This is a genomic window from Pseudomonas sp. GW821-FHT02A08, from assembly GCF_059422045.1.
In genome coordinates, this window is sequence record NZ_JBWKWD010000001.1 from 231,568 (window position 1) to 256,851 (window position 25,284).

The window sequence follows — 25,284 nt, forward strand, 5'->3', positions numbered from 1 at the left end:
AGAGCGTGTCGTGGCACGCCAGCGATCCAGTCCGATCAGCAACAGTGCAACTAACACAAACCCCAGCAACAACCCACCCGCATTGATAAACACCTGTGGGTAGCAGCTGGCGCAGCCTGCGTCCGGCTGCGCAGCAGTCGTTCCAGTCATCCGCGATCCGTAGCAGCTGGCGTAGCCTGCGTCCGGCTGCGCAGCAGTCGTGAAGTCAGACGATGTGGAGCATCAGTCAGACCGGGTGCTCGGGTTCTACGACTGCTGAGCAGCCGGACGCAGGCTGCTACAAAGAGCGTGTCGTGGCACGCCAGCGATCCAGTCCGATCAGCAACAGTGCAACTAACACAAACCCCAGCAACAACCCACCAGCGTTGATAAACACCTGTGGATAACCCAGCTTCTCCACATCAATGAACGGGTACGGATAAGTCGCCAGCAAATGCCCACGCAGCAGCGAGTAGGCGAAGTACAGCAGCGGATAAATCACCCACACTGCGATATGCCACACGCGCAATGTGCCTTTGGGCACGCAAGTCCACCAATAGCCCAGAAACAGCAGCGGCATGACGTCATGCAACAGCTCATCGGCCAGCCATTGCCAGCCTTCGGGATGCCATAGATGGCGAAGCAATACGCTGTACGCCAGGCCGACGACAGTGATGCTCACAGCAACGCCACTACTGACCCAGGGCTGTAAAAACCAGCGTCGCGCGGCGGACTCGCGGGAGGTCAGTTCACAGGTCAGCACCGTCGCCACCAAGGTGTTGCTCAGCACAGTGAAAAAGCTGAAAAAGCTGACCAGCCCGCCGATCAAGCTGGCACCCAGCGTCCAGCGTGAATAAAAAATCAGGTACATCTGGATGCTCAATCCCGCCCAGCCGAGCACGGCAGCCACGGCCACCAGACGACGGCGTAACACCGACGGATTGACCCTGTTCAAAGCGGTCGTTTGGTGCGCATCAACTTCACATACAGACGTTCGACCTTCTCCCTGGCCCACGGGGTTTTACGCAGGAACGTCAGGCTCGACTTGATGCTCGGTTCGCTCTTGAAGCAGCGGATATCGACGCGCTCGGCCAGCCCCGACCACTCGTAGTGTTCAACCAGCGCGTTGAGGATCTGTTCCAGCGTCACGCCATGCAACGGATCGGAGTTGTGTTCAGTCATGCCGGGCCTTCGAGCAGAGTGGGAATTGGAAGCCGCGCACCTTAGCCGAGGGCTTCGTTGGGGGGAAGCGATCTATCAAATGTAGGTGAACTTGTAGAAGCGAGCTTGCTCGCTCCTACAACTGTTACCGAATCCGAAAGGATGCATGTCAGTAAAAGCCCTTTCTCTATTTGTAACAGATCATTATCCTTGCGCCCGCTTTAGCTGAAACGCTTCTGCTAGCCATTTATTCCGTTTAATCCCCAGAAAAAAATCAAGAATTTCTTCTCTATGCCTGATTTCCAACTTTCGAAAGACAGCGCTGTCTTCAAGCCTGTTGCCTGCCGCAAAACCTTGACCCTGATAGGCGGCTTCACCGCTTTGGGCCTTGCCACTTGCGCTCACTCGGCTCCGGCCTTCGATAGCGACTCCCCCTGGATGCTCGGCGACTGGAACGGCACTCGTACCGAGCTTGCGGAAAAAGGCTACGACTTCAAAGTCGATTACACCGGCGAAATGGGCAGCAATTTGCACGGTGGTTACGATCACGATCGCACCGCGCGCTACAGCGACCAGTTTGCCCTTGGCACTCATCTGGACTTGCAGAAGATCCTCGGCTGGGACGCCGCCGAGTTCCAGCTGACCATCACCGAACGCAGCGGCAACAACATCAGCAACGACCGCATCAACGATCCGCGTGTCGGCGGCTTTACCTCGGCCCAGGAAGTCTGGGGCCGTGGCCAGACCTGGCGCCTGACGCAGATGTGGTATCAGCAGAAATTCCTCGAAGAAAAACTCGACATCAAGGTCGGCCGCTTCGGTGAAGGCGAAGACTTCAACAGTTTCCCCTGCGACTTCCAGAACCTGGCGTTCTGCGGCTCCCAGGTCGGTAACTGGGCGGGCGACATCTGGTACAACTGGCCGGTCAGCCAGTGGGCGATGCGGGTCAAATATCATCTGACGCCAGAGCTTTATGCACAGGTCGGCGCGTACGAGCAGAACCCGTCGAACCTCGATCGCGGCAACGGCTTCAAGCTCAGCGGCAGCGGCACCCAGGGCGCGGTCCTGCCGGTAGAACTGGTGTGGACGCCGAAGCTCAACGGCCTGCCAGGTGAATACCGCGCCGGTTACTACTACAGCAGCGCCAACGCCACCGATGTCTACAAAGACAGCAATGGCCAGCCTGCCGCACTGAGTGGCGAAGCCTACCGCAGCGCCTCGAGCAAACACGGCGTGTGGCTCGGCCTTCAGCAGCAAGTCACCAGCCTGGCCAGCGATCACTCCCGCGGCCTGAGCCTGTTCGCCAACGGCACGATGCACGACAAGAAGACCAACGCGATCGACAACTACGTCCAGGCGGGCCTCGTCTACAAAGGCCCGTTCGACGCGCGCGCCCGGGATGACATCGGTTTCGCCATGGCCCGCGTCCACGTCAACCCGGCCTTTCGCAAGAATGCCGAGGCGACCAATCAGGCACACGCCGTCTTCGACTACGACGACCCGGCCTTCCTGCCGCCGCAGGACACCGAATACAGCGCCGAACTCTATTACGGCGTGCACGTGACCAACTGGCTGACCGTGCGCCCGAACCTGCAATACATCCGCCATCCCGGAGGCGTGAACGAGGTCGATGACGCTCTGATCGGCGGGATCAAGGTCCAGTCGTCGTTCTGACCAACACCACAAAACCCATGTGGGAGCGGGCTTGCTCGCGAAGGGGCCGGCAGCCTCAACATCAATGTTGACTGAACCAGCGCTTTCGCGAGCAAGCCCGCTCCCACAAGGGATTGCGTGAACCCAACAGCTTTTATCTGAACCATGCCCGCACAAGATCGTCATCTACAGTGAACTTGCGCGGGACTACTTGAAACGTCACGGAGAACCACACTATGAGCACTGATGGTGCCTTGAGTCGAAGCCGTCTGCTGCCGAGCCTGCTCGGTATCCTGCTTCTGCTAATGGGCCTGGCCATGCTGGCCGGGGGGGTCAAGCTGAGCATGCTCGGCGGCTCGCTGTATTACCTGCTGGCCGGTATCGGCATCGCGCTGAGCGGCGTGTTGTTGATCGCCGCCCGTCGCGCGGCGCTGGGCCTGTACGCACTGATGCTGTTCGCCAGTACCGTTTGGGCGCTGTGGGAAGTCGGCCTCGACTGGTGGCAACTGGTGCCGCGCCTGGCGCTGTGGTTCGCCCTCGGCGTGGTGATGCTGCTGCCGTGGTTCCGTCGTCCATTGCTGATCAACGGCCCTGCCCCTGTGGGCACGGGCGCCTTGAGCATGGCCGTGGTCCTGGCCGGTGCCACCGCCGTCGCCAGCCAGTTCACCCACCCAGGCGAGACCTTGGGCGAACTGGGCCGCGACACCGCGGACATGACCAGCACCGCGCCGCAGATGCCCGAAGGCGACTGGCAGGCCTATGGTCGCAGCGAATTCGGTGACCGCTATTCGCCGCTCAAGCAGATCACCCCGGCCAACGTCGGCAAGCTGCAAGAAGCCTGGCGTATCCAGACCGGCGATCTGCCAACCGCCGATGACCCGGTGGAACTGACCAACGAAAACACCCCGCTCAAGGCCAACGGCATGCTCTATGCCTGCACCGCCCACAGCAAGGTGCTGGCGCTGGACCCGGACACCGGCAAGGAACTGTGGCGTTTCGACCCGCAGATCAAGAGCCCGGTGGGCTTCAAGGGCTTCGCCCACATGACCTGCCGTGGCGTGTCGTACTACGACGAAGCGGCCTACGCCAAGTCTGAAAACGCCGCCTCCGCAGTGATTTCCGAGGCCGGCAAAGCCGTCGCCCAGGCCTGCCCGCGTCGTCTGTACCTGCCAACCGCCGATGCACGCCTGATCGCACTCAACGCCGACACCGGCAAGGTCTGCGAAGGTTTCGGTAAAAACGGTGTGGTTGACCTGACTCAAGGCATCGGACCGTTCACCCCGGGTGGCTACTACGCCACCTCGCCGGCAGCGATCACCCGCGACCTGGTGATCATGGGTGGCCACGTCACCGACAACGAGTCGACCAACGAGCCATCCGGCGTGATCCGTGCCTTTGACGTACACGACGGTCATCTGGTGTGGAACTGGGACAGCAACAATCCCGACGCGACCGAACCGCTGCCAGAGGGCGAACACTACAGCCGCAATTCGGCCAACATGTGGTCGCTGGCCAGCGTCGACGAAAAACTCGGCATGGTCTACCTGCCACTGGGCAACCAGACCCCTGACCAGTGGGGCGCGGACCGCACCCCGGGCGCCGAGAAGTTCAGTGCCGGCCTGGTCGCGCTGGACCTGGCCACCGGCAAGGTGCGCTGGAACTACCAGTTCACTCACCACGACCTGTGGGACATGGACGTCGGCAGCCAGCCAACCCTGCTGGACATGAAAACCGCCGACGGCATCAAGCCGGCCGTGATCCAACCGACCAAGCAAGGCAGCCTGTACGTACTCGACCGCCGTGACGGCACGCCGATCATCCCGATCAAGGAAGTCCCGGTTCCGCAAGGCGCCGTGAAAGGTGACCACACCGCGCCGACCCAGGCCCGTTCGGACCTGAACCTGCTGGCCCCGCAACTGACCGAAAAAGCCATGTGGGGCGCCAGCCCGTTCGACCAGATGCTGTGCCGCATCCAGTTCAAGGAATTGCGTTACGAAGGCCAGTACACCCCGCCGTCGGAACAGGGCAGCCTGATCTATCCGGGTAACGTCGGCGTCTTCAACTGGGGCGGAGTGTCGGTCGACCCGGTTCGCCACATGCTGTTCACCAGCCCGAACTACATGGCCTTCGTCTCGAAGATGGTGCCTCGCGCCGAAGTCGCGGCCGGCAGCAAACGCGAAAGCGAAACAGCGGGCGTGCAACCGAACACCGGCGCACCTTACGCGGTGATCATGCACCCGTTCATGTCGCCGTTCGGCGTACCGTGCCAGGCTCCGGCCTGGGGCTACGTGGCCGGCATCGACCTGACCACAAGCAAAGTCGTGTGGAAACGCAAGAACGGCACCAGCCGCGACAGTTCGCCATTGCCTATCGGCCTGCCACTCGGCGTGCCAAGCATGGGCGGTTCGATGGTCACCGCCGGCGGCGTCGGCTTCCTCAGCGGCACGCTGGACCAATACCTGCGCGCCTATGACGTCAACACCGGCAACGAGCTTTGGAAAGCGCGCCTGCCGGCTGGCGGCCAGGCTACGCCGATGACCTACACCGGCAAGGACGGCAAGCAGTACGTGCTGTTGGTCGTCGGTGGCCACGGCTCATTGGGCACCAAAATGGGTGACTATGTGATTGCGTACAAACTGTCCGAGTAAGTTTTAGCGGCAGTCAAAACAAAGGCGACGCCCGTGAGGACGTCGCCTTTTTTGTGGCCGCAGATTTCAAAACACCCCCGGACCACTGTGGGAGCGGGCTTGCTCGCGAAGGGGCCGGCAGCCTCAACATCAATGTTGACTGAACCAGCGCTTTCGCGAGCAAGCCCGCTCCCACAATTGACCGCGCACAGCCATGGTTCAGCTAACCTGTCTCTGCGCTGAACACGCCGTCGAAACACGCCCTTGCAGAAAATGCCCGTTGAAACCACCGCCAACCTGCCCCATCTAAGACCCATACCCATTGCGCAGGTGCCCCCATGAGCGACCAGCAAGAATTCCCTGAAGACCCAAGCGAATACGCCGATCCGGAAAACGCCCCTCAGCACAAACCTGGCAAAGGCCTGGCCCTGCCTGGCCAGAACCTGCCGGACAAGGTCTACATCATCCCGATCCACAACCGGCCATTCTTCCCGGCCCAGGTGCTGCCGGTCATCGTCAACGAAGAACCGTGGGCCGAGACCCTCGACCTGGTGGCCAAGTCCGAACACCATTCCCTGGCCCTGTTCTACATGGACACGCCCCAGGAAGATCCGCGCCACTTCGACACCTCAGCCCTGCCGCTCTACGGCACCCTGGTCAAGGTGCACCACGCCAGCCGCGAAAACGGCAAACTGCAATTCGTCGCCCAGGGCCTGACCCGCGTCCGCCTCAAGACCTGGCTCAAGCATCACCGCCCGCCGTACCTGGTGGAAGTCGAATACCCGCACCAGCCCACCGAGCCGACCGACGAGGTCAAGGCCTACGGCATGGCGCTGATCAATGCGATCAAGGAACTGCTGCCGCTCAACCCGCTGTACAGCGAAGAGTTGAAGAACTACCTCAACCGCTTCAGCCCCAACGACCCGTCGCCGCTGACCGACTTCGCCGCCGCGCTCACCTCGGCCACCGGTAGTGAGCTGCAGGAAGTGCTCGACTGCGTGCCGATGCTCAAGCGCATGGAAAAAGTCCTGCCGATGCTGCGCAAGGAAGTCGAGGTCGCGCGCCTGCAAAAAGAGATTTCCGCCGAAGTTAACCGCAAGATCGGTGAACATCAGCGCGAGTTCTTCCTCAAGGAGCAACTCAAGGTCATCCAGCAGGAGCTGGGGCTGACCAAGGACGACCGTAGCGCCGATCTCGAACAGTTCGAGCAGCGGCTGGTGGGCAAAGTCCTGCCGACGCAGGTGCAGAAACGCCTCGAAGAAGAAATGAACAAGCTGTCGATCCTCGAGACCGGCTCGCCGGAATATGCGGTCACCCGCAATTACATCGACTGGGCAACCTCGGTGCCATGGGGCGTGTACGGCGAGGACAAACTCGACCTCAAGCACGCGCGCAAGGTACTGGACAAACACCACGCCGGCCTCGATGACATCAAGGACCGCATCCTCGAATTCCTCGCAGTCGGCGCCTACAAAGGCGAGATCAGTGGTTCCATCGTATTGCTGGTGGGGCCGCCGGGCGTGGGCAAGACCAGCGTCGGCAAATCCATCGCCGAGTCCCTGGGTCGGCCGTTCTACCGCTTCAGCGTCGGCGGCATGCGCGACGAAGCCGAGATCAAGGGCCATCGCCGCACCTACATCGGCGCACAGCCGGGCAAACTGGTGCAGGCGTTGAAAGACGTCGAAGTGATGAACCCGGTGATCATGCTCGACGAAATCGACAAGATGGGCCAAAGCTATCAGGGCGACCCGGCTTCGGCCTTGCTGGAAACACTCGACCCGGAACAGAACGTCGAATTCCTCGACCACTATCTGGACCTGCGGATGGACCTGTCGAAGGTGTTGTTCGTGTGCACCGCCAACACCCTCGATTCGATCCCCGGCCCGTTGCTCGACCGCATGGAAGTGATTCGCCTGTCGGGTTACATCACCGAAGAAAAAGTCGCCATCGCCAAGCGCCATCTGTGGCCCAAGCAGCTTGAGAAGGCCGGCGTGTCCAGGGGCAGCCTGAGCATCAGCGACAGCGCGCTCAAGGCGCTGGTCGACGGCTATGCCCGTGAAGCCGGCGTGCGCCAGCTGGAAAAAAACCTCGGCAAACTGGTGCGCAAAGCGGTGATGAAACTGCTCGACGAGCCGAAGGCAGTGATCAAGCTCGGCCCGAAAGACCTCGAAACGTCCCTCGGCAAACCGGTGTTCCGCAACGAGCAAGTGCTGTCGGGTGTCGGTGTGATCACCGGCCTTGCCTGGACCAGCATGGGCGGCGCGACCCTGCCGATCGAAGCCACGCGCATCCACACCCTCAACCGTGGGTTCAAGCTCACCGGGCAACTGGGTGACGTGATGAAAGAGTCGGCGGAGATCGCCTACAGCTACGTCAGCTCGCACCTGAAGTCCTATGGCGGCGATCCGAAGTTCTTCGACGAAGCCTTCGTCCACCTGCATGTGCCGGAAGGCGCCACGCCGAAAGACGGCCCGAGCGCCGGTGTGACCATGGCCAGCGCCCTGCTATCGCTGGCGCGCAACCAGCCACCGAAGAAAGGCGTGGCCATGACCGGTGAATTGACGTTGACCGGGCATGTACTGCCGATTGGCGGGGTGCGGGAAAAGGTGATTGCGGCGCGGCGGCAAAAGATTTTCGAGCTGATACTGCCGGAGGCGAATCAGGGCAATTTCGAGGAGCTGCCGGAGTATTTAAAGGACGGTATTACCGTGCACTTTGCCAGGCGCTTTGCGGATGTGGCGAAGGTGTTGTTCTGATGTTCTTGTAGCGCCTGTACTGCCGTCTTCGCGGGCAAGCCCGCTCCCACAGTGATTGAGGTTGTACACAAGTTTTGTGACCGCCTCGATTCCCTGTGGGAGCGGGCTTGCCCGCGAAGGCGTCAGTCCTGACACCACCGTCCAGGCTGACTGTCACACTTTGTCTCATCTTAAGTTATGCTCGCCGTTCGTCGTGAACGCCGGAGCCCCCGACCCTATGTCCTCCATTCGCCTGCTTGTCCCCCTCGCCCTCGCCTTGCTGGCCGCGTGCGCCACGCAACCTGCACACAACGTGACTGTGGAAAAACAGAGCGAATGCCCGGTGAAACTCACCAACGGGCAAAACCTGATCCTGACCCTGCCGAGCAATCCGACCACGGGTTATCGCTGGGCGATCCAGGATTCGGCCGGCGGCGTACTGCACGCCTTGGGGCCAGAGGTGTATCGAAATCCGGAAGATGCCGGCATCGTCGGTTCGGCCGGGGTTTCGACCTGGCGCTTCCAGGCTTTTGCGACCGGTACGGGACGTCTGCGCCTGACCTCGCAACAGCCGTGGGCACCGGAAGTGCTGCCGGTGGAATCGTTCGACTGCGCGATCTCGGTTAACTGACCGTGGGCTGGCTGATTCTGGCGCTGATGGGCGCGGTGACCTTTCTTTATGGCCTGAGCGTGCATGCCTCTCTGCTGTGTCTGCTGGTCAAGCCGCTGCCGGTGCTGGCCCTGCTCGGCTGGCTGCATGACGCACCGCCCGGCGAATATCGGCGCTGGATCAGCCTGGGCTTGATCTTTTCCTTGCTCGGCGACGTGTTGCTGGCCTGGCCGGGGGACTTGTTCGTGTTTGGCCTGGGCGCATTTCTGGTCGCCCACCTGGCGTATCTGAAAGCCTACTTGAGCGATTGCCGGCGTCTGGCTCTTTTACCCCTGATCATCGCCCTCGGTGTCGGCGCGGTACTGCTGGGGATTCTGATCGCTCACGGGCTGGGCCCATTGCTGATTCCGGTGATCGTCTACGGCCTGGCGATCAGCGCCATGCTCTGGCGCGCGCTGGCGCGGCTTGGCAGTGATGTGCCCAAGCGTTCGGCCTTGCTGGCTGCCGGTGGTGCGGTGGCGTTTGTGTTTTCGGACAGTGTGATTGGCATCAGCCGGTTCGTGGTGCCGTTCGACGCGGCGGCTTATGTGATCATTCTCAGCTACTGGCTGGGGCAATGGGGCATCACTGCCTCGGCATTTCCCCAGTCCCGCCGCACTTTGTAGCAGCTGCCGAAGGCTGCGTTCGAGGGCGAAGCCCTCGCCATCCAGTCCACCTGAAAAACGAGTCGCAAGATTTACGACTGCTTCGCAGCCGAACGCAGCCTTCGGCAGCTGCTACCTGGATTGCGCGCTCATTTGGCGGTTTATCAGACAACCCGCGCATCCCCGCGCCAACTTGGCTAAAATGCCGGCCTTTTCACCGATACCGCTGGAACTGCCGTGAGCAAAGAACCCGATCGCCTTTTCGCCCAGCCTTTGGCCCAGGTGCCTGACTTCGCCTTTAACGAGGACGTGGTGCGGGTGTTCCCGGACATGATCAAGCGCTCGGTGCCGGGCTATCCGACCATCGTCGAAAACCTCGGCGTGCTCGCCGCGCAGTTCGCCCAACCGGGCAGCGTGCTCTACGACCTGGGCTCGTCGCTGGGTGCCGTGACCCAGGCCCTGCGCCGGCATGTGCGCACCGACGGTTGCCGCGTCATCGCTGTGGATAACTCCGCCGCCATGGTCGAGCGCTGCCGCGAATACCTCAATGGCCAGGACTCGATGTTCCAGGAGTTGCTGCCGGTCGAGGTGATCGAGGGCGACATCCTGGCGCTGGAGTTCCAACCGGCCTCGGTGGTGGCGTTGAACTTCACCCTGCAATTCATCGCCCCGGACCAACGCACCGCGTTGCTCTCGCGCATTCGTCAGTCGCTGTTGCCCGGCGGTGCCCTGATCCTCTCGGAAAAACTGCGCTTCGAAGACGAGCAGGAACACGCGTTGCTCACCGACCTGCACATCGCCTTCAAACGCGCCAACGGCTACAGCGAGCTGGAAATCGCCCAGAAGCGCAGCGCCATCGAAAACGTCATGAAGCCCGACAGCCTCGAAGAACACCGCGAACGCCTGTTGGCCGCCGGGTTCTCGAAAGTCGTGCCGTGGTTCCAGTGTCTTAACTTTGCCTCGTTGATTGCCCTGCCATGATTGATCTGTCTCCCCTCGCCCGCCGTCTGACCGGCACACCGCTGGCCGAATGGGCCAACACCCTGCAGGCGCAACTCGACAAGAAAATGGAAAAAGGCCATGGCGACCTGGAACGCTGGCAAAGCGCGCTGGACGCCCTGCCGAAGATCCAGCCAAGTGAAATCGACTTGCTCAATGGCTTGAAGCTGGACACCGATTGCAGCGACGAGACCCGCGCGCAAATGCGCACCGCGCTGATGGGCCTGTCGCCATGGCGCAAGGGGCCGTTCGACCTGTTCGGCGTGCACGTCGACACCGAATGGCGCTCGGACTGGAAGTGGTCGCGGGTCGCCCCGCATCTGGACCTTGCGGGCAAGCGCATCCTCGATGTCGGCTGCGGCAACGGCTATTACATGTGGCGCATGCTCGGCGCCGGTGCCGACAGCGTGATCGGTGTCGACCCGAACTGGCTGTTCTTCTGCCAGTTCCAGGCGGTGCAGCGCTACCTGTCCGAGCCGAATGCCTGGCACCTGCCCTTCCCGTTCGAAGACCTGCCGCCGAACCTCGAAGGGTTCGACACGGTTTTTTCCATGGGGGTGTTCTACCACCGCCGTTCGCCCATCGAGCATTTGCTGGCGCTGAAGGATTGCCTGGTCAAAGGTGGTGAACTGGTACTGGAAACCCTGGTGGTCGAAGGCGACAAGCACCAGGTGCTGGTGCCGGAAGACCGCTACGCGCAGATGCGCAACGTGTGGTTCCTGCCGTCGGTGCCGGCGCTGGAATTGTGGCTGCGTCGTGCCGGGTTCACGGACGTGAAGTGCGTGGATGTGAGCACCACCACGGTCGAGGAACAGCGCGGGACGGAGTGGATGAAGTATCAGTCGCTCAGTGATTTCCTCGATCCCGAAGATCACAGCAAGACGATTGAAGGGCTGCCGGCGCCGATGCGGGCAGTGATTGTGGCTCGCAAGTAACGGCCACTGAAGATCAAATGTGGGAGCGGGCTTGCTCGCGAAGAGGGAGTGTCAGTTGGCATATAAGTCACTGACACACCGCATTCGCGAGCAAGCCCGCTCCCACAATGAGTCCGTGTTTAGTCTGCCGGTTTTGCTCTACGAGCCTTGAAGAATTCGCTGAGCACCGCCCCGCACTCCTCCGCCAACACCCCGCCTTCATACAGCACCCGATGATTCAGAAAGCCTTGGGTAAAGAACTGCCCCTGGCTCTGCACGATCCCGGCTTTCGGCTCCAGAGCACCGTACACCACCCGCGCAATCCGCGAATGCACGATCAGGCCTGCGCACATGCTGCACGGCTCCAGTGTCACATACAGCGTGCTGCCCGGCAGGCGGTAGTTGCTCACGGCCTGGGCGGCAGCCCGGATGGCGACCATCTCGGCATGGGCGCTCGGGTCACTGCCAGTGATCGGACAGTTGAAACCGCGACCAATGATCTCTCCATCCTGCACCAGCACCGCGCCCACCGGCACTTCGCCCAGGGCCGCACCTTGGGCGGCCAGGGCCAGGGCTTCACGCATGAATTCGCGATCACGGCTGCGGTCGATGATGGCGGCGGGACGAATCTGACGCATCACGCCACCTCGATGGCGGCCATCAGGCCGGTTTCCATGTGATCGATCACATGGCAGTGGAACATCCAGACCCCGGGGTTATCCGCCACCAGCGCCACTTGCGCGCGCTCGTTCTTGCCCAGCAGATAAGTGTCGGTGAAGTACGGAATCACCTTGTGCCGGTTCGAGGCGATCACCTTGAAGCTCATGCCGTGCAGGTGAATCGGGTGCTGATATTGAGTCATGTTCTTCAATTCGAAAATGTAGCTCTTGCCCTTTTCCAGCTTGGCGATCGGGCGGTCGGCGCAGGTCTTGTCGGTGATGTCCCAGGCCTTGCCGTTGATCTGCCACAGGCTCGGCGGCTTGCCATTGTCGACGTTGACCGACACCGAGCCAACCCATTCGAAATTGAAGTTGAGTTTCTCGGCATTGGCCAGGTCCGGTTCGGCGATCGGGTTGGCCGGCAATGCCGGTGGCCATTCGCTCGGTGCGTCGGTATTGGCCACTGAACGCAAGGTACCCAGGCGCACCGGACCGTTACGCAGGGACAACTCCTCACCGGCTGGCGGGGCCTTGATCGCCAGGCAAATGCGCATACCGGGGCCGAGCCAGTATTCCTTGCCCAGCGGCCGTGGCTCGATGGGGTTTCCGTCCAGTGCATAGATCTGCGCTTCGACGCCGGGAATGTTCAGGCGATAGGTCAATGTGTTGTCGAGGTTGAGCAGGCGCACGCGAGTGATCTGCCCGGCGGGCAACTCGATCACTGCCTGCGAGACTCCGTTGATGGTCGACAAGCGCCCCGCCGTGCCGCCCCGAGCCGCTTCCCGGGGAATGCTGAACTCGACGAAATTGCCCGCCTCGTCGACATGCCAGCTCTTGAGGCTCAAGGTTTTTTCATACTTGAAACCAGTCGGCTCGCGTTCTTCGACGATCAGTGGCCCGACCAGCCCACGACCGAGTTCTTCGCTGCTGTTCACGTGCGGGTGATACCAATAGCTGCCGGCATCCGGTACGCGGAATTTGTAGTCGAAGTATTCGCCCGGCAGCACCGGCAATTGCGAGACGTAGGGTACGCCGTCCATTTCCAGCGGCAGGCGGATGCCGTGCCAGTGAATGGTGGTCGCCACCGGCAAGTGGTTGATGAAGCGCACCCGCAGCCATTCACCCTGACGCACCCGCAACTCGGTGCCCGGCGCCGACGGGCCGAAGGCCCAGGCCTGGGTCTTGTGCCCGGCCACCAACTCCACGTCCAGCGGCGCCGCAATCAGCTCATAGTCGTGACCGGCATCCGCATCGGCCATCTTGCCCAACCAGTATCGCGACGCACCACCCGCACCGACACCAACGACAACAAGACCAGCCAGGCCACCGAGGATTTGGCGACGGGTAAAGGACATGAACTCAACTACCTCACTTGAACGCGGCAGGCCCTGGGCCCGCAAAAGGCGAATACGATACACCCGCAGTTGTGAAAGAAACAGCAAAGCGGGCGTGACGACGGGCCACAGCCGGACGGCACTCTGTCTGGATCTGTCTCTGACAGCACAGATCCATCAATACCTGACACTGCGCACCGTTATTCCTACAGACCAGGCTGTAGTCCGCCCTCCATAGTGCCGACTTCAAACCCATCCATTTCTCAAGGAGAGAGAAATGAATTCCACAGATACAAACTCACAATTCCTACTTCCCGACCCCGATGACGAGCAGGCCCTCAGAGACCTGGTGATCCCGTTCGTGGAAGCCTGCCCCGACATGCACGATATGGCCCATATCGAAGCCCGTGGCATTCTGGACAAGTACGGCATCCAGCACATCGACCCGGACCACGTCTGGTGGCACCGATTCGACAACACCTCGGTGACAAGCACCAAGGCCTTCCTGTTCTGGGAACACTACCCCAAGCCCATTGAGTCGCTGACCTTGCCGCAACTGGTGATCCAGCGCTTTCAAGCCCACGACCAGGACAACGCCGACCTGCTGGACAGTGACGGAGGGTTCTACAACGAGGGGGCCAACGCCCGGATCTACAACGAAACCAACGAAGTGAAGATGTACCCAAGCGTGGTCATCAAGGACCTGTGGCGCATCAATTTTCACGACCTCTACTGGAAAAAGATGGGTAGCTTCTGGGTGAACCATTCGGACGACTATCGGACCCTGGCCAAACTCAACTTCATCTCCAAGGCCCTGGAAGAACATGATGGCTCACGCCTGAGCAACGAAAACCTCAAGACCGTGCTCAAGGCCGTGGCCGGCAATATCTCCTGGCCGATCACCCTGGACATGCTCAAGGCCGAAGCGCCCGTCGTCACAGGCCTTCGGGTCATGCCCCTGACCATCGGCAATTACCAATCCACCGACATCCTGTGCATCGTCGATCAAAAGGGTTACCAGATCGTCTATACGCCCGGCGAGCTGGATGCATTTCATGTATTCGGCACGCCCCACGATTTGCACTGGTGGCTGATGAACCAGAACAACAAGGCCGACAAACGCGCACGTTTCATGGCGCATTTCCCTCTGTCGGCCCAACAACAGGATGGCGACAACGTTGGTCTTAACCACACCATCGATTTGCTCTTTTTCGGCGGTTCCTACGACAACAGTCAGCTCAACCTGGATTGGCCGGCGCTGGAAATGGATGCCTTTACCTGGCTTCGCGACTCTGTCAGGGAGCGCATGTTCGACGATGCCGATCTGTCGCTGCGATCCAATGGCGATCTGCGGGAGAAAATGTGGATCGGCTATCTTTCAACATTTACCCGACTTTTTGGCGCCATGGCCGTCGCTGGCTGGCCGGTCGCCCTTGCGGCCGTCGGTGCCGGCCTGGCCAACATTGGCCTGAACATCGCCGAAGCCGTCAATGGACACAGCGTTGCCGATCGCAAAAGCGGGGTCATTGGCGCCATCACCGCCTCTATCGACAGCCTTTTCAACCTGTTGGCCCTGCGCGGCGCCGTTGAAATATCGGAAGTCGGCAGCGCCAAGGAAGAGTTCACTCCCCAGGAAAACCTCGCCGAGCCTGAATACACCGCCGGCGCCACGCCCCGCCCCTCGGTGATCACCACACGCCCAGTCCCGCCCCTGGACAGCGAAAGCGCGCTGGCCCCTTTCCAGACCAATGAAATTCTCGATGGTCTGCAAGTGGTCAGCGACGAAGGCAAGTATCGCAACATTTACCAGCCCCCGACTGGCGGCAACTACATCGGGATCGACTATTCCTACTATCAGGTCCGCTACGTCAACGAGATGAAAACCTGGGTGATCATCGACCCGGCCAACCCATTCTCCTTCCACCGCAACCTGCCGGTTCGCCTGAACGCCGAAGGTGAGTGGGAACTTCTCGGTCGCCCCGGACTGAAGGGGGGCGGGAAATTTTTCGACCAACTGCCGTGGGGACGCCCGGCCGCCCCTCTGCCCGACATCGATAGCGCCCCAACACCCTACGATGTTCCCACCGAGTTACGACAGGAACTCAAGCCCGTGGCCTGGAACGAAGTGGATGAAAAAACTTTGAATGACCATTTCGTCAACATCCGAAATCCGGAGGGGCCCACCAGCCAGTTCAAGGCATTGCGCAAAACTTTGTACCGGGATGCACATGACTACTTTGCCAACGCTTCACTGCCGCCACACCCCGCCATCCCGGCTCTGAGCGCGGCCAGCAAACCGAAAGACATCATCAAGACGCTGCTCAAGGAATCTCCAGGCCTGGTGATCGGCGAAAACCACTCGAGCGTCGGCAGCAAGCAATTCCTCATCGAAAACATGGACATACTCGCCAAGCAAAAGGTCAAGACCTTGTACATGGAGCATTTGCTCACTGACTATCACCAGGCCGACCTGGACATCTTCAACCGGGGTGGCGATCTGTCGGAGGATCTGGAGAGCTACCTGAAACAGCTCGACAAGGGCCACGGAACTGACCCTTCCGGTCGTTTTTCCTTTCGCGAAGTGGTCAAGGCTGCACAAAAAAACCACATCCGCGTGCAGGCCATTGACTGCACGGCCAGTTATCAATCGAAAGGAATTTCCGGCGCATCCGCCAACTATCGGCAAGAAATGATGAACTACTTCGCCAAGACGGTCATCGATGCCGACCAGGCAGCCAGGGGTGCGCATCGTTGGGTGGCGCTGGTCGGTGAATCTCACGCCAATACCTTTAACGGAGTTCCGGGGATCAGCGAGCTCGAGGGTGGTATCGGCCTGCGCATCGAAAGTGCCGAAGCAGGTCAGGCCAGAGGTATCGAGCCAGATCCGGGAAGAACCGGAACACATTCGGAACACCTGACGCAAGTCTTCGTCAAAAACGACTTGCGGCTACAACTGGAGTTGCCGCCTGGGCTGGTCAGGGAACAGGCGCTGAGCGTTGTACTCAAAGAGCCAGGAATGATTACCCTGGAAAAAATCGGCAGCGAATTTGAATTGGTTCATCGCAGCAGGGCGGGACTCTTGGTGCACACGCCTATCGCACGCGATGTCAAAGGTTTCTACATCACAAACGCCAAGTGGAGTATCAACAACCAGCGTTTTGGTACGTTCAAGGAATTGATGGACGCCCTCACCGGCATGGGCATGACACTGACCCGGGTTCCCTGAGACGTTGACCTGCGAGCCACGCACAAAAAAACCGCGTGAAACTCTGGTTTCACGCGGCTCTATTTGGTCCAGTCTTCAGGCCATCAGGGCCTGCAGTGGATCACTCCCACTCAATGGTCGCCGGCGGCTTGCTCGACACGTCGTAGGTGACGCGGGAGATGCCTTCGATTTCATTGATGATGCGGCCGCTGACGGTTTCCAGCAGTTCGTAAGGCAGGTGTGCCCAACGCGCGGTCATGAAGTCGATGGTTTCCACGGCACGCAGGGCCACGACCCAGGCGTAACGACGGCCATCGCCCACCACGCCAACCGATTTCACTGGCTGGAACACCACGAAGGCCTGGCTGACCTTGTGGTACCAGTCGGCCTTGCGCAGTTCTTCGATGAAGATGTGGTCGGCACGACGCAGCAGGTCGGCGTATTCCTTCTTCACTTCACCGAGGATGCGCACGCCCAGGCCCGGGCCCGGGAACGGGTGACGGTAGACCATGTCGTACGGCAGGCCCAGTTCCAGGCCCAGACGACGGACCTCGTCCTTGAACAGCTCGCGCAGTGGCTCGACCAGTTTCAGGTTCATTTCTTCCGGCAGGCCGCCCACGTTGTGGTGCGACTTGATCACGTGGGCCTTGCCGCTTTTCGCGCCAGCCGACTCGATCACGTCCGGGTAGATGGTGCCCTGGGCCAGGTACTTGATGTTGTCCAGCTTGCAGGATTCGGCATCGAACACGTCGATGAAGGTGCGGCCGATGATCTTGCGCTTCTTCTCCGGGTCGGCTTCGCCGGCCAGGTTGCCCAGGAACTGCTCTTCGGCGTTGGCGCGGATCACCTTGACGCCCATGTTCTCGGCGAACATGGCCATCACTTGCTCGCCTTCGTGCAGGCGCAGCAGGCCGTTGTCGACGAACACGCAGGTCAGCTGGTCGCCGATGGCCTTGTGCAGCAGTGCGGCAACCACGGACGAGTCCACGCCGCCGGACAGGCCGAGCAGGACGTTGTCGGTGCCGACCTGGGCGCGAACCTGGGCGATGGCGTCTTCAGCAATCTTGGACGGGGTCCACAGGGCTTCGCACTCGCAGATGTCGAGGATGAAGCGCGACAGGATGCGACCGCCCTGCTTGGTGTGGGTCACTTCCGGGTGGAACTGCACGCCGTAGTAACGACGCTCGTCGCTGAACATGCCGGCGATCGGGCAGCTCGGGGTGCTGGCCAGGATGTGGAAGTCTTCCGGCATCCGGGTGACCTTGTCACCGTGGCTCATCCATACGTCGAGGCCGAACAGGCCATCGGCGTCGATGTGGTCTTCGATGCCGTCGAGCAGGCGGCTCTTGCCGACCACGTCAACGCGGGCGTAACCGAACTCACGCAGCTCGGAACCTTCAACCTTGCCGCCCAGTTGCTCGGCCATGGTCTGCATGCCGTAGCAGATACCGAAGACCGGGACGCCCAGGTCAAAGACGGCTTGCGGGCAGCGAGGGCTGTTGGCTTCGTGAACCGACTCCGGGCCGCCGGCGAGGATAACGCCTTTAGGAGCGAATTCGCGGATCGCATCTTCGTCCATGTCGAACGGGTGCAGTTCGCAGTACACACCGATTTCACGCACGCGGCGGGCGATCAGCTGGGTGTACTGGGAACCGAAGTCGAGGATCAGGATGCGGTGAGCGTGAATGTCGAGGGCCATGATTCAGTCTCGTCTAAAAAATTCGGAAACAGTCGTGATTCAGAAACAACTCGGGGCTGAATAAAACAGCCCCGGTTGCTTAACGTGTTGCTTGAAGGCTCAACCTACGCGGTAGTTTGGCGCTTCCTTGGTGATCTGCACGTCGTGAACGTGGGATTCGGCCATGCCGGCGCCGGTGATCCGCACGAACTCGGGCTTGGTGCGCATCTCTTCGATGTCGGCACTGCCGGTGTAGCCCATCGAGGAACGCAGGCCGCCCATCAACTGGTGGATGATCGCGCTCAGGGTGCCCTTGTACGGAACACGCCCTTCGATCCCTTCAGGTACAAGCTTCTCGGCGCCTGCCGAGGAGTCCTGGAAGTAACGGTCGGAGGAACCCTGGGCCTGGGACATGGCGCCCAGCGAACCCATGCCGCGATAAGCCTTGTACGAACGGCCCTGGAACAGTTCGATCTCGCCCGGCGCTTCTTCGGTACCGGCGAACATCGAGCCCATCATCACGCAGGAGGCACCGGCCACGATGGCCTTGGACAGGTCACCGGAGAAACGGATGCCGCCGTCGGCGATCAACGGCACACCCGTGCCTTCAAGGGCAGCGGCAACGTTGGCGATGGCACTGATTTGCGGCACGCCGACACCGGCGACGATACGGGTGGTGCAGATCGAGCCAGGGCCGATACCGACCTTGACGGCGTCAGCGCCGGCTTCGGCCAGGGCCTTGGCGGCAGCGCCGGTGGCGATGTTGCCGCCGATGACCTGCACTTCAGGGAAGTTCTGCTTGACCCAGCGAACGCGGTCGATCACGCCTTTGGAGTGACCGTGAGCGGTGTCGACCACCACCACGTCAACGCCGGCGGCGACCAGGGCTGCAACGCGGTCACCGGTGTCTTTACCGGTGCCGACTGCAGCGCCAACGCGCAGACGACCTTGATCGTCCTTGCTGGCCAGCGGGTAAGCCTTGGCTTTTTCGATGTCGTTGACGGTCATCATGCCTTTGAGGGCGAATTTGTCGTCGACGATCAGCACGCGTTCGATGCGGTGCTTGTGCAGCAGTTCACGCACATCGTTCTTGTCGGCGCCTTCCTTGACCGTGACCAGACGCTCTTTAGGCGTCATCACTTCACGGACAGTGGCTTCCAGACGGTTCTCGAAACGCACGTCACGGGAGGTGACAATGCCGACCAGGTCGCCATTGTGCAGCACCGGAACGCCGGAGATATTGTGCATGCGGGTCAATTCGAACAGTTCGCGCACGGTAGCGTCGGCGACGATGGTGATCGGGTCCTTGACCACACCGGCTTCGTAACGCTTGACCTTGCGCACTTCGGCAGCTTGCTGCTCGATGGTCATGTTCTTGTGGATGATACCGATACCACCTTCCTGAGCCATGGCGATTGCCAGACGGGCTTCAGTGACGGTGTCCATGGCGGCGGAGACCAGTGGAATATTCAGCTCGATGCCACGGGTAAGGCGGGTCTTGAGACTGACTTCGTTAGGAAGCACCTCGGAATAACCGGGCACTAGGAGAATGTCGTCGAATGTCAGAGCTTCTTGGCTGATACGCAGCATCGCGGGGGCTCCCGAGCGGGAAAATGGAAGCGCGCCATTATAGTCAGACACCCTCTCGGGTTCAATGTAAAACTCTGTCTATTATTGGCATTACTGACATACGGGGATTGGCGCCGCCTACAACTCGACTTTCACCCAACTGACCGGCTGATCGAGCCAATCGGCGAATTCGTCGAGAAAGCTCTGCTTGAACCCGGCTTCGGCCCAGTTATTGAAGATGAAACCGAGGTTGGAGAAGCCGCATTCCTGCAGGAACAGAAAGCCGTTGATGTCGTCTTCATGCCCGCATTCGGGGCAGGTGAAGTTGTCGGTACGCCCCGGCATCCAGTCTTCCAGGCTTTCGAACAGCGCTTCACCGACTTCCTTGCGACACTCGGCGCAGCCCGCCTCTTCAAGGAACCCCTTGGCTGGCGTATAGATACAACGCTTGGTGATGATCTCCAGGCCATTGATCGGCTCGCCGAACGGCAGGGCTTCGGGGTGCAGGACCACTGCGCGGGCACCGTCGGCGATGGCGTGGGCCATGCGATTGCCGGTGCGACCGCAAGTGGTCAGTTCTTCCTGGATGATGTTCTTGCGCACCAGCCAGCGCACAACGGCCCGGGCCCGGGGTTCGTGCACCGGCAGGGTGGAGATTTTCGGGACGATGATGCTTTGGGAATTCATGGGGTAAAGGCCTGAAGCTTTGATGAAGGGTCTTGGGCATCCACAAATTATAGGTCGACCCGGACCTGATGCCTGGCACCGATCCTGTGGGAACGGGCTTGCCCGCGAAGACGGTGGGTCAGTCAACACCCATGTTTGATGTGCCGACGCCTTCGCGGGCAAGCCCGCTCCCACAGGGATTGCAGACTTGCCCGAGAAGTTTTACAGCTCTACGACAACCGCTTGCGAAGCACGGGTTGCCTTGGCGCGGGCGGCTTCGATCGACTCGTCGCGCGCCAGGGCCACGCCCATGCGGCGCTGGCCGTTGACTTCAGGCTTGCCGAACAGGCGAAGCGCGGTATCCGGCTCGCTCAGGGCAGCGCCCAGGTTGGCGAAAGCGGTCTGGGTCGACTGCCCTTCCACCAGGATCACCGCCGAAGCCGAAGGCCCGAACTGACGGATCAACGGAATCGGCAGACCGAGAATGGCCCGTGCATGCAGGGCGAATTGCGACAGGTCCTGGGAAATCAGCGTGACCAGACCGGTGTCGTGCGGGCGCGGCGAGACTTCGCTGAACCACACCTGATCACCTTTGATGAACAGTTCGACGCCGAACAGGCCACGACCACCCAAGGCTTCGGTTACGGCTTTGGCGACACGCTCGGATTCAGCCAGGGCAACCGGGCTCATGGCTTGCGGCTGCCAGGATTCCTGATAGTCGCCCTTCTCCTGACGGTGGCCGACCGGCGCGCAGAAGGTGGTGCCGCCGACGTGGCGCACGGTCAGCAGGGTGATTTCGTAGTCGAAATCGATGAAGCCTTCGATGATCACCCGGCCTTTACCGGCACGGCCACCTTCCTGGGCGTAGTCCCAGGCCTTCTGCACGTCATCGACGCTACGCAGCAAGCTCTGGCCCTTGCCCGAGGAACTCATGACCGGCTTGACCACGCATGGGAAACCGAGGTCTTCAACGGCTTTGCTGTAGTCCTCGAAGGTGTCGGCGAAGTGGTACGGCGAGGTTGGCAGGTCCAGCTCTTCAGCGGCCAGGCGACGGATGCCTTCGCGGTTCATGGTCAACTGCGCGGCGCGGGCAGTCGGGATCACGGTGAAGCCTTCGGCCTCCAGTTCCACCAGGGTCGCGGTGGCGATGGCTTCGATTTCCGGGACAATGAAGTGCGGCTTCTCGGCTTCGATCACGGCACGCAAGGCGGCACCGTCGAGCATGTTGATCACGTGGCTGCGGTGCGCCACCTGCATGGCCGGCGCGTTGGCGTAACGGTCCACGGCAATCACTTCAACGCCCAGGCGTTGCAGCTCGATCACCACTTCCTTGCCCAACTCGCCACAGCCACACATCAATACGCGGGTCGCGGTGGGCGACAATGGAGTTCCGATACGGGTCATCTGAAGGTCCTCAAAGAAGCGGATCATCGAGGGAAGCACGCTTCCCATAGGGAGAAAGCGCGGCATTTTACATGAACTTCAGCCGACGACAGCCTGTTTGCGCAGACGCCAGGCCATGATCAGCCACACGGCGGCGACCCCGGCGAACTTCGAACCATGATGCAACGCAATCCTTGTAGCAGCTGGCGAAGCCTGCGTTCGGCTGCGCAGCAGTCGTGGAATCAGGCAACGCGGACTTTCTGGAAGACTGGGGACTCAGAATTTGCGCCTGCTTCGCAGCCGAACGCAGGCTTCGCCAGCTGCTACCGGTTCGGTGTTTTGTTGAGCATCCAGATCAACCCGCTGGCCTTCGCCCGTTCATGACACAACCCCAACACCTTGCGCCGCTCGGCGTTGTCCATGCGGCTCCAGCGGGTGATTTCTTCCACCGTGCGCTGGCAACCGGTGCAGATGTCATCGTCATCCAGCGCACAAATGTTCACGCAGGGCGATGCTACCGGGCGTTCAGCGGCAGTCATTCTTCCTGCTCGGCCAGGTCGCGGGCATAGCGCTGCGAGTTGTGCACGTAGTGAGCAGCGCTGGCTTCCAGCATCCTGATTTGCGGCTCGGTCAATTCGCGCACCACTTTGCCGGGCGAGCCCATGACCAGCGAGCCGTCCGGAATCTCCTTGCCTTCGCCGATCAGCGAGTTGGCGCCGATGATGCAGTTCTTGCCGATCTTCGCGCCATTGAGAATCACCGCGTTGATGCCGATCAGGCTGTAGTCGCCGACGGTGCAGCCGTGGAGCATGGCGTTGTGGCCTATGGTCACGCCGGTACCGATGGTCAGCGGGTAGCCCATGTCGGTGTGCATCACGGTGCCGTCCTGGACGTTGCTGTTCCTGCCGATCAGGATCAATTCGTTGTCGCCGCGCAGCACGGCGTTGAACCAGACGTTGGCGCCCTCTTCCAGCTTGACCTTGCCCACCAGCACGGCATTGGGGGCGACCCAGCTCTGTGGATGGGTTTCGACACGGGCGTCGCCCAGGCGGTATTTCATTGTTGTTTTCCTCAGGGCTCGGGCAGTGCCATTCGAACGATGGCTTCAGATATTGATAAAGCTTTTGGGAGGCTGATGCAGGCTGATTTTGGCGTCATACAGCAGGTTGATCAACTCGACGATCATGATCGCCGTCAGCCCCCAGATCTTGTATTCGCCAAAGCGATAGCTCGGCACGTACCAGCTGCGGCCCTGATAGTCGATGCGATGGGTATGTTCGCGGGGGTCTTTGCGGAAGAACTCCAGAGGCACGCTGAACACCGCGGCGATCTCGGCATCGTTGGCCCGGTATTCGACAAAATCCGGGATCACCCCGACATAGGGCGTGACCATGATGCCATGCAGGCTGATCAGCGGGCTGAGCGGGCCGATCACCTCGACCAGCCCCGGCGGCAGGCCGATTTCTTCCTCGGCTTCACGCAGGGCGGTGAAAATCAGGTCGGGATCTTCGGGGTCGCGGCGACCACCGGGGAAGGCGACTTCGCCGCCATGGGTCGACAGGCCACTGGCACGCAGGGTCAACACCAGCTCGGGCTCGTCACTGCGGGTGATGGGCACCAGCACCGCGGCCTCGGGAAAACGACGATCGGTCTCCAGTGTGCGTGGAGTGTGGTTACTAACCCGATGCAGTAGCTCGTCCAGCATGAGTGTTCTCGATTTGTGCCTTACCCGGCATCATGCACCAATCGCTGCGGCCGCCCAACCCCCGCAACCGTCCCATGTCGCGAAACGACAACTTGCCGACCGGCACTGCCGCACGCCAAGATAGGCGCAGCATTCAGGAACCCCAGCATGAAATTTTGCAGCCAGTGCGGTAACCCGGTAACCCAGCGCATTCCCGAGGGCGATTCGCGCCTGCGTTTTGTCTGCGACAGCTGTCAGGCCATTCACTACCAGAACCCCAACATCGTCGCCGGCTGCGTGGCGACTTGGGGCACCAAGGTGTTGTTGTGCCGGCGAGCCATCGAGCCACGTCGCGGCTACTGGACCCTGCCCGCCGGTTTCATGGAGAACGGCGAAACCATCGAGCAGGCAGCCATTCGCGAAACCGCCGAGGAAGCTTGCGCCCGGGTGCGCAACCTGAGCATCTATACCCTGATCGACGTGCCGCACATCAGCCAGGTGCATGTGTTCTTCCGTGCCGAACTGGCGGACCTGGATTTTTCCGCCGGCCCCGAGAGCCTGGAAGTGCAACTATTCGACGAAGCGGACATTCCATGGGATGAGCTGGCTTTCCGCACGGTGGGCCGTACCTTAGAATGCTTCTTCGCTGACCGGCGGACCGAGGTCTATCCCGTTCGGTCTGAATCGATCCCGCCACTTGCTCAGCCTGCCATTATCTGATGTCATCCCGGCATCACTCAAAGGCGCCGAAAGACCGCCCGAACGCGGCACGAGCCTGCGGCAGCTCCTGCAAAAACTTCTATACATAAATAGTCGCGACACCTCCTGGGGAATCGTTTCAATGCGCTGGTTGCTTGCCCTGTTCTGTTTGTCGTTCGTCACGGTGTCCCAGGCTTCTGCCGTGGAAACCCTGGACGGCAAGGTCATCGAGAAGATCCTGATTCTCAAGTCTTCCCATCAATTGCAGTTGATCAATGACGGCAAGCCGCTCAAGACCTATCGCATTTCCCTGGGCAAGCGCCCCAAGGGGCCCAAGCTGATGGAAGGCGACAAGCGCACCCCGGAAGGTTTCTACTGGGTCGACTGGCGCAAGATCAGCGACCGCTTCAACCTGGCGATGCACATTTCCTACCCGAACATCAGCGACTCTGCCCGCGCCCGTCGTGAAGGCGTCGAGCCCGGCGGCATGATCATGATCCACGGCACCCCGGACAGCGAAGACACCCCGGAAGACCTGTTCCACACCCTGGACTGGACCGACGGCTGCATCGCCATGCGCAACATGGACATGCGCGAAGTCTGGAACCTGGTGCCGGACGGCACGATGATCGAGATTCGTCCGTAATAGCACCACCCACCTTGTAGCAGCTGGCGAAGCCTGCGTTCGGCTGCGAAGCAGTCGTGAAATCAGCCGACGCGTTGTGTCAGGAATACTTCGCACTCAGGTTTTACGACTGCTACGCAGCCGAACGCAGGCTTCGCCAGCTGCTACAGGTCGAAATTCCTCCTCTGACCGCCACCGTCGGTCGCCCTCGAAAAAATAAATTCAATAGATCGCGGCCTGCGACAGCACCTGCCGGGGAGATACCAGTTCCCTTCCCAGAAGCTGGCGCAGGCTGCGATCTTTGCTATTGAACTCCCAACCTCTAATACCACTTCGAACACCTTCCCATTTCAATCGCTCTTCAGAGCCTGATTTACTGCGCCCCTGCCAGTCAGTGGCATTGACATGGTATTTAAGTGGTATTAGTTTTTGCTCCATTCAAGGGTGACAACACTCCAAT

At 60.7% G+C, this 25,284-nt stretch carries 21 protein-coding genes and 2 pseudogenes; 10 read left to right on the forward strand and 13 right to left on the reverse strand.

Going from position 1 to position 25,284, the window contains the following annotated elements:
* The 3 genes and pseudogenes from AC07W4_RS01025 to AC07W4_RS01035 form a co-directional block, all read right to left on the reverse strand.
* Positions 1–102 (reverse strand): annotated as a pseudogene (locus AC07W4_RS01025) (Pr6Pr family membrane protein); the annotation flags it as partial.
* Positions 103–277: 175 nt separating this feature from the next.
* The gene (locus AC07W4_RS01030; protein ID WP_495031300.1) at positions 278–895 is read right to left on the reverse strand and encodes a Pr6Pr family membrane protein; all 618 of its coding nucleotides are present in this window, start codon (positions 893–895) and stop codon (positions 278–280) included.
* A gap of 35 nt (positions 896–930) precedes the next feature.
* Positions 931–1,161 (reverse strand): VF530 family protein, encoded by a 231-nt coding sequence (locus AC07W4_RS01035; RefSeq protein WP_495031197.1) that lies wholly within the window; start codon positions 1,159–1,161, stop codon positions 931–933.
* Between the two features lie 270 nt (positions 1,162–1,431).
* Between AC07W4_RS01035 and AC07W4_RS01040 the strand changes: the two genes are divergently transcribed.
* The 7 genes from AC07W4_RS01040 to cmoB all read left to right on the forward strand — a co-directional run bounded on the left by AC07W4_RS01040 (position 1,432) and on the right by cmoB (position 11,343).
* Entirely contained in the window at positions 1,432–2,814 is a 1,383-nt protein-coding gene (locus tag AC07W4_RS01040) for a carbohydrate porin (protein ID WP_495031198.1), read from the forward strand.
* A gap of 215 nt (positions 2,815–3,029) precedes the next feature.
* Entirely contained in the window at positions 3,030–5,441 is a 2,412-nt protein-coding gene (locus AC07W4_RS01045) for a glucose/quinate/shikimate family membrane-bound PQQ-dependent dehydrogenase (RefSeq protein WP_495031199.1), read from the forward strand.
* A gap of 317 nt (positions 5,442–5,758) precedes the next feature.
* On the forward strand, positions 5,759–8,176 hold the full coding sequence (gene lon / locus AC07W4_RS01050; RefSeq protein ID WP_495031200.1) for an endopeptidase La: 2,418 nt from the start codon (positions 5,759–5,761) through the stop codon (positions 8,174–8,176).
* Between the two features lie 217 nt (positions 8,177–8,393).
* Positions 8,394–8,786, forward strand: coding sequence for a protease inhibitor I42 family protein (locus tag AC07W4_RS01055; RefSeq protein WP_008053197.1), 393 nt, complete (start codon positions 8,394–8,396; stop codon positions 8,784–8,786).
* Between the two features lie 2 nt (positions 8,787–8,788).
* Entirely contained in the window at positions 8,789–9,430 is a 642-nt protein-coding gene (locus AC07W4_RS01060) for a lysoplasmalogenase (protein ID WP_495031201.1), read from the forward strand.
* Between the two features lie 216 nt (positions 9,431–9,646).
* Positions 9,647–10,390 (forward strand): carboxy-S-adenosyl-L-methionine synthase CmoA, encoded by a 744-nt coding sequence (cmoA, locus tag AC07W4_RS01065; RefSeq protein ID WP_008053199.1) that lies wholly within the window; start codon positions 9,647–9,649, stop codon positions 10,388–10,390.
* Positions 10,387–11,343, forward strand: a complete 957-nt coding sequence (gene cmoB, locus AC07W4_RS01070) for a tRNA 5-methoxyuridine(34)/uridine 5-oxyacetic acid(34) synthase CmoB (RefSeq protein ID WP_495031202.1) — start codon at positions 10,387–10,389, stop codon at positions 11,341–11,343. The genes cmoA and cmoB overlap by 4 nt, the downstream gene beginning before the upstream one ends.
* 119 nt (positions 11,344–11,462) lie before the next feature.
* Here cmoB and tadA read toward each other — a convergent pair whose 3' ends face one another.
* Entirely contained in the window at positions 11,463–11,960 is a 498-nt protein-coding gene (gene tadA / locus AC07W4_RS01075) for a tRNA adenosine(34) deaminase TadA (protein WP_495031203.1), read from the reverse strand.
* The gene (locus tag AC07W4_RS01080; RefSeq protein WP_495031204.1) at positions 11,960–13,336 is read right to left on the reverse strand and encodes a multicopper oxidase family protein; all 1,377 of its coding nucleotides are present in this window, start codon (positions 13,334–13,336) and stop codon (positions 11,960–11,962) included. Before AC07W4_RS01080 ends, tadA begins: the two co-directional genes overlap by 1 nt.
* Before the next feature lie 256 nt (positions 13,337–13,592).
* Here AC07W4_RS01080 and AC07W4_RS01085 point away from each other — a divergent pair, with 256 nt between their 5' ends.
* Positions 13,593–16,541 (forward strand): membrane-targeted effector domain-containing toxin, encoded by a 2,949-nt coding sequence (locus AC07W4_RS01085; RefSeq protein WP_495031205.1) that lies wholly within the window; start codon positions 13,593–13,595, stop codon positions 16,539–16,541.
* Between the two features lie 100 nt (positions 16,542–16,641).
* Here AC07W4_RS01085 and guaA read toward each other — a convergent pair whose 3' ends face one another.
* The 8 genes and pseudogenes from guaA to AC07W4_RS01125 form a co-directional block, all read right to left on the reverse strand.
* Positions 16,642–18,219, reverse strand: coding sequence for a glutamine-hydrolyzing GMP synthase (gene guaA / locus AC07W4_RS01090; RefSeq protein WP_008053207.1), 1,578 nt, complete (start codon positions 18,217–18,219; stop codon positions 16,642–16,644).
* 99 nt (positions 18,220–18,318) lie between these two features.
* Complete coding sequence (gene guaB / locus AC07W4_RS01095) at positions 18,319–19,788, reverse strand: IMP dehydrogenase (RefSeq protein WP_008053208.1); 1,470 nt, start codon at positions 19,786–19,788, stop codon at positions 18,319–18,321.
* A gap of 117 nt (positions 19,789–19,905) precedes the next feature.
* On the reverse strand, positions 19,906–20,454 hold the full coding sequence (locus AC07W4_RS01100; RefSeq protein WP_095964850.1) for a sugar ABC transporter ATPase: 549 nt from the start codon (positions 20,452–20,454) through the stop codon (positions 19,906–19,908).
* Between the two features lie 201 nt (positions 20,455–20,655).
* Positions 20,656–21,837: a formate-dependent phosphoribosylglycinamide formyltransferase gene (gene purT / locus AC07W4_RS01105; protein ID WP_046040988.1), complete on the reverse strand. Its 1,182-nt coding sequence runs from the start codon at positions 21,835–21,837 to the stop codon at positions 20,656–20,658.
* Between the two features lie 78 nt (positions 21,838–21,915).
* Positions 21,916–21,990 (reverse strand): annotated as a pseudogene (locus tag AC07W4_RS01110) (preQ0 transporter); the annotation flags it as partial.
* Between the two features lie 149 nt (positions 21,991–22,139).
* Entirely contained in the window at positions 22,140–22,355 is a 216-nt protein-coding gene (locus AC07W4_RS01115) for a DUF1289 domain-containing protein (protein ID WP_495031206.1), read from the reverse strand.
* Positions 22,352–22,876 carry a gamma carbonic anhydrase family protein gene (locus tag AC07W4_RS01120; protein ID WP_008053213.1) on the reverse strand — a complete coding sequence of 175 codons (525 nt, stop codon included), beginning with the start codon at positions 22,874–22,876 and terminating at the stop codon, positions 22,352–22,354. Before AC07W4_RS01120 ends, AC07W4_RS01115 begins: the two co-directional genes overlap by 4 nt.
* A 45-nt stretch (positions 22,877–22,921) precedes the next feature.
* Positions 22,922–23,521, reverse strand: a complete 600-nt coding sequence (locus tag AC07W4_RS01125; RefSeq protein ID WP_008053214.1) for a CoA pyrophosphatase — start codon at positions 23,519–23,521, stop codon at positions 22,922–22,924.
* Positions 23,522–23,668: 147 nt separating this feature from the next.
* Between AC07W4_RS01125 and AC07W4_RS01130 the strand changes: the two genes are divergently transcribed.
* Positions 23,669–24,220, forward strand: a complete 552-nt coding sequence (locus AC07W4_RS01130; protein ID WP_008016748.1) for an NUDIX hydrolase — start codon at positions 23,669–23,671, stop codon at positions 24,218–24,220.
* 121 nt (positions 24,221–24,341) lie between these two features.
* The gene (locus AC07W4_RS01135; protein WP_007982819.1) at positions 24,342–24,845 is read left to right on the forward strand and encodes a L,D-transpeptidase family protein; all 504 of its coding nucleotides are present in this window, start codon (positions 24,342–24,344) and stop codon (positions 24,843–24,845) included.
* Positions 24,846–25,284: the final 439 nt, after the last annotated feature.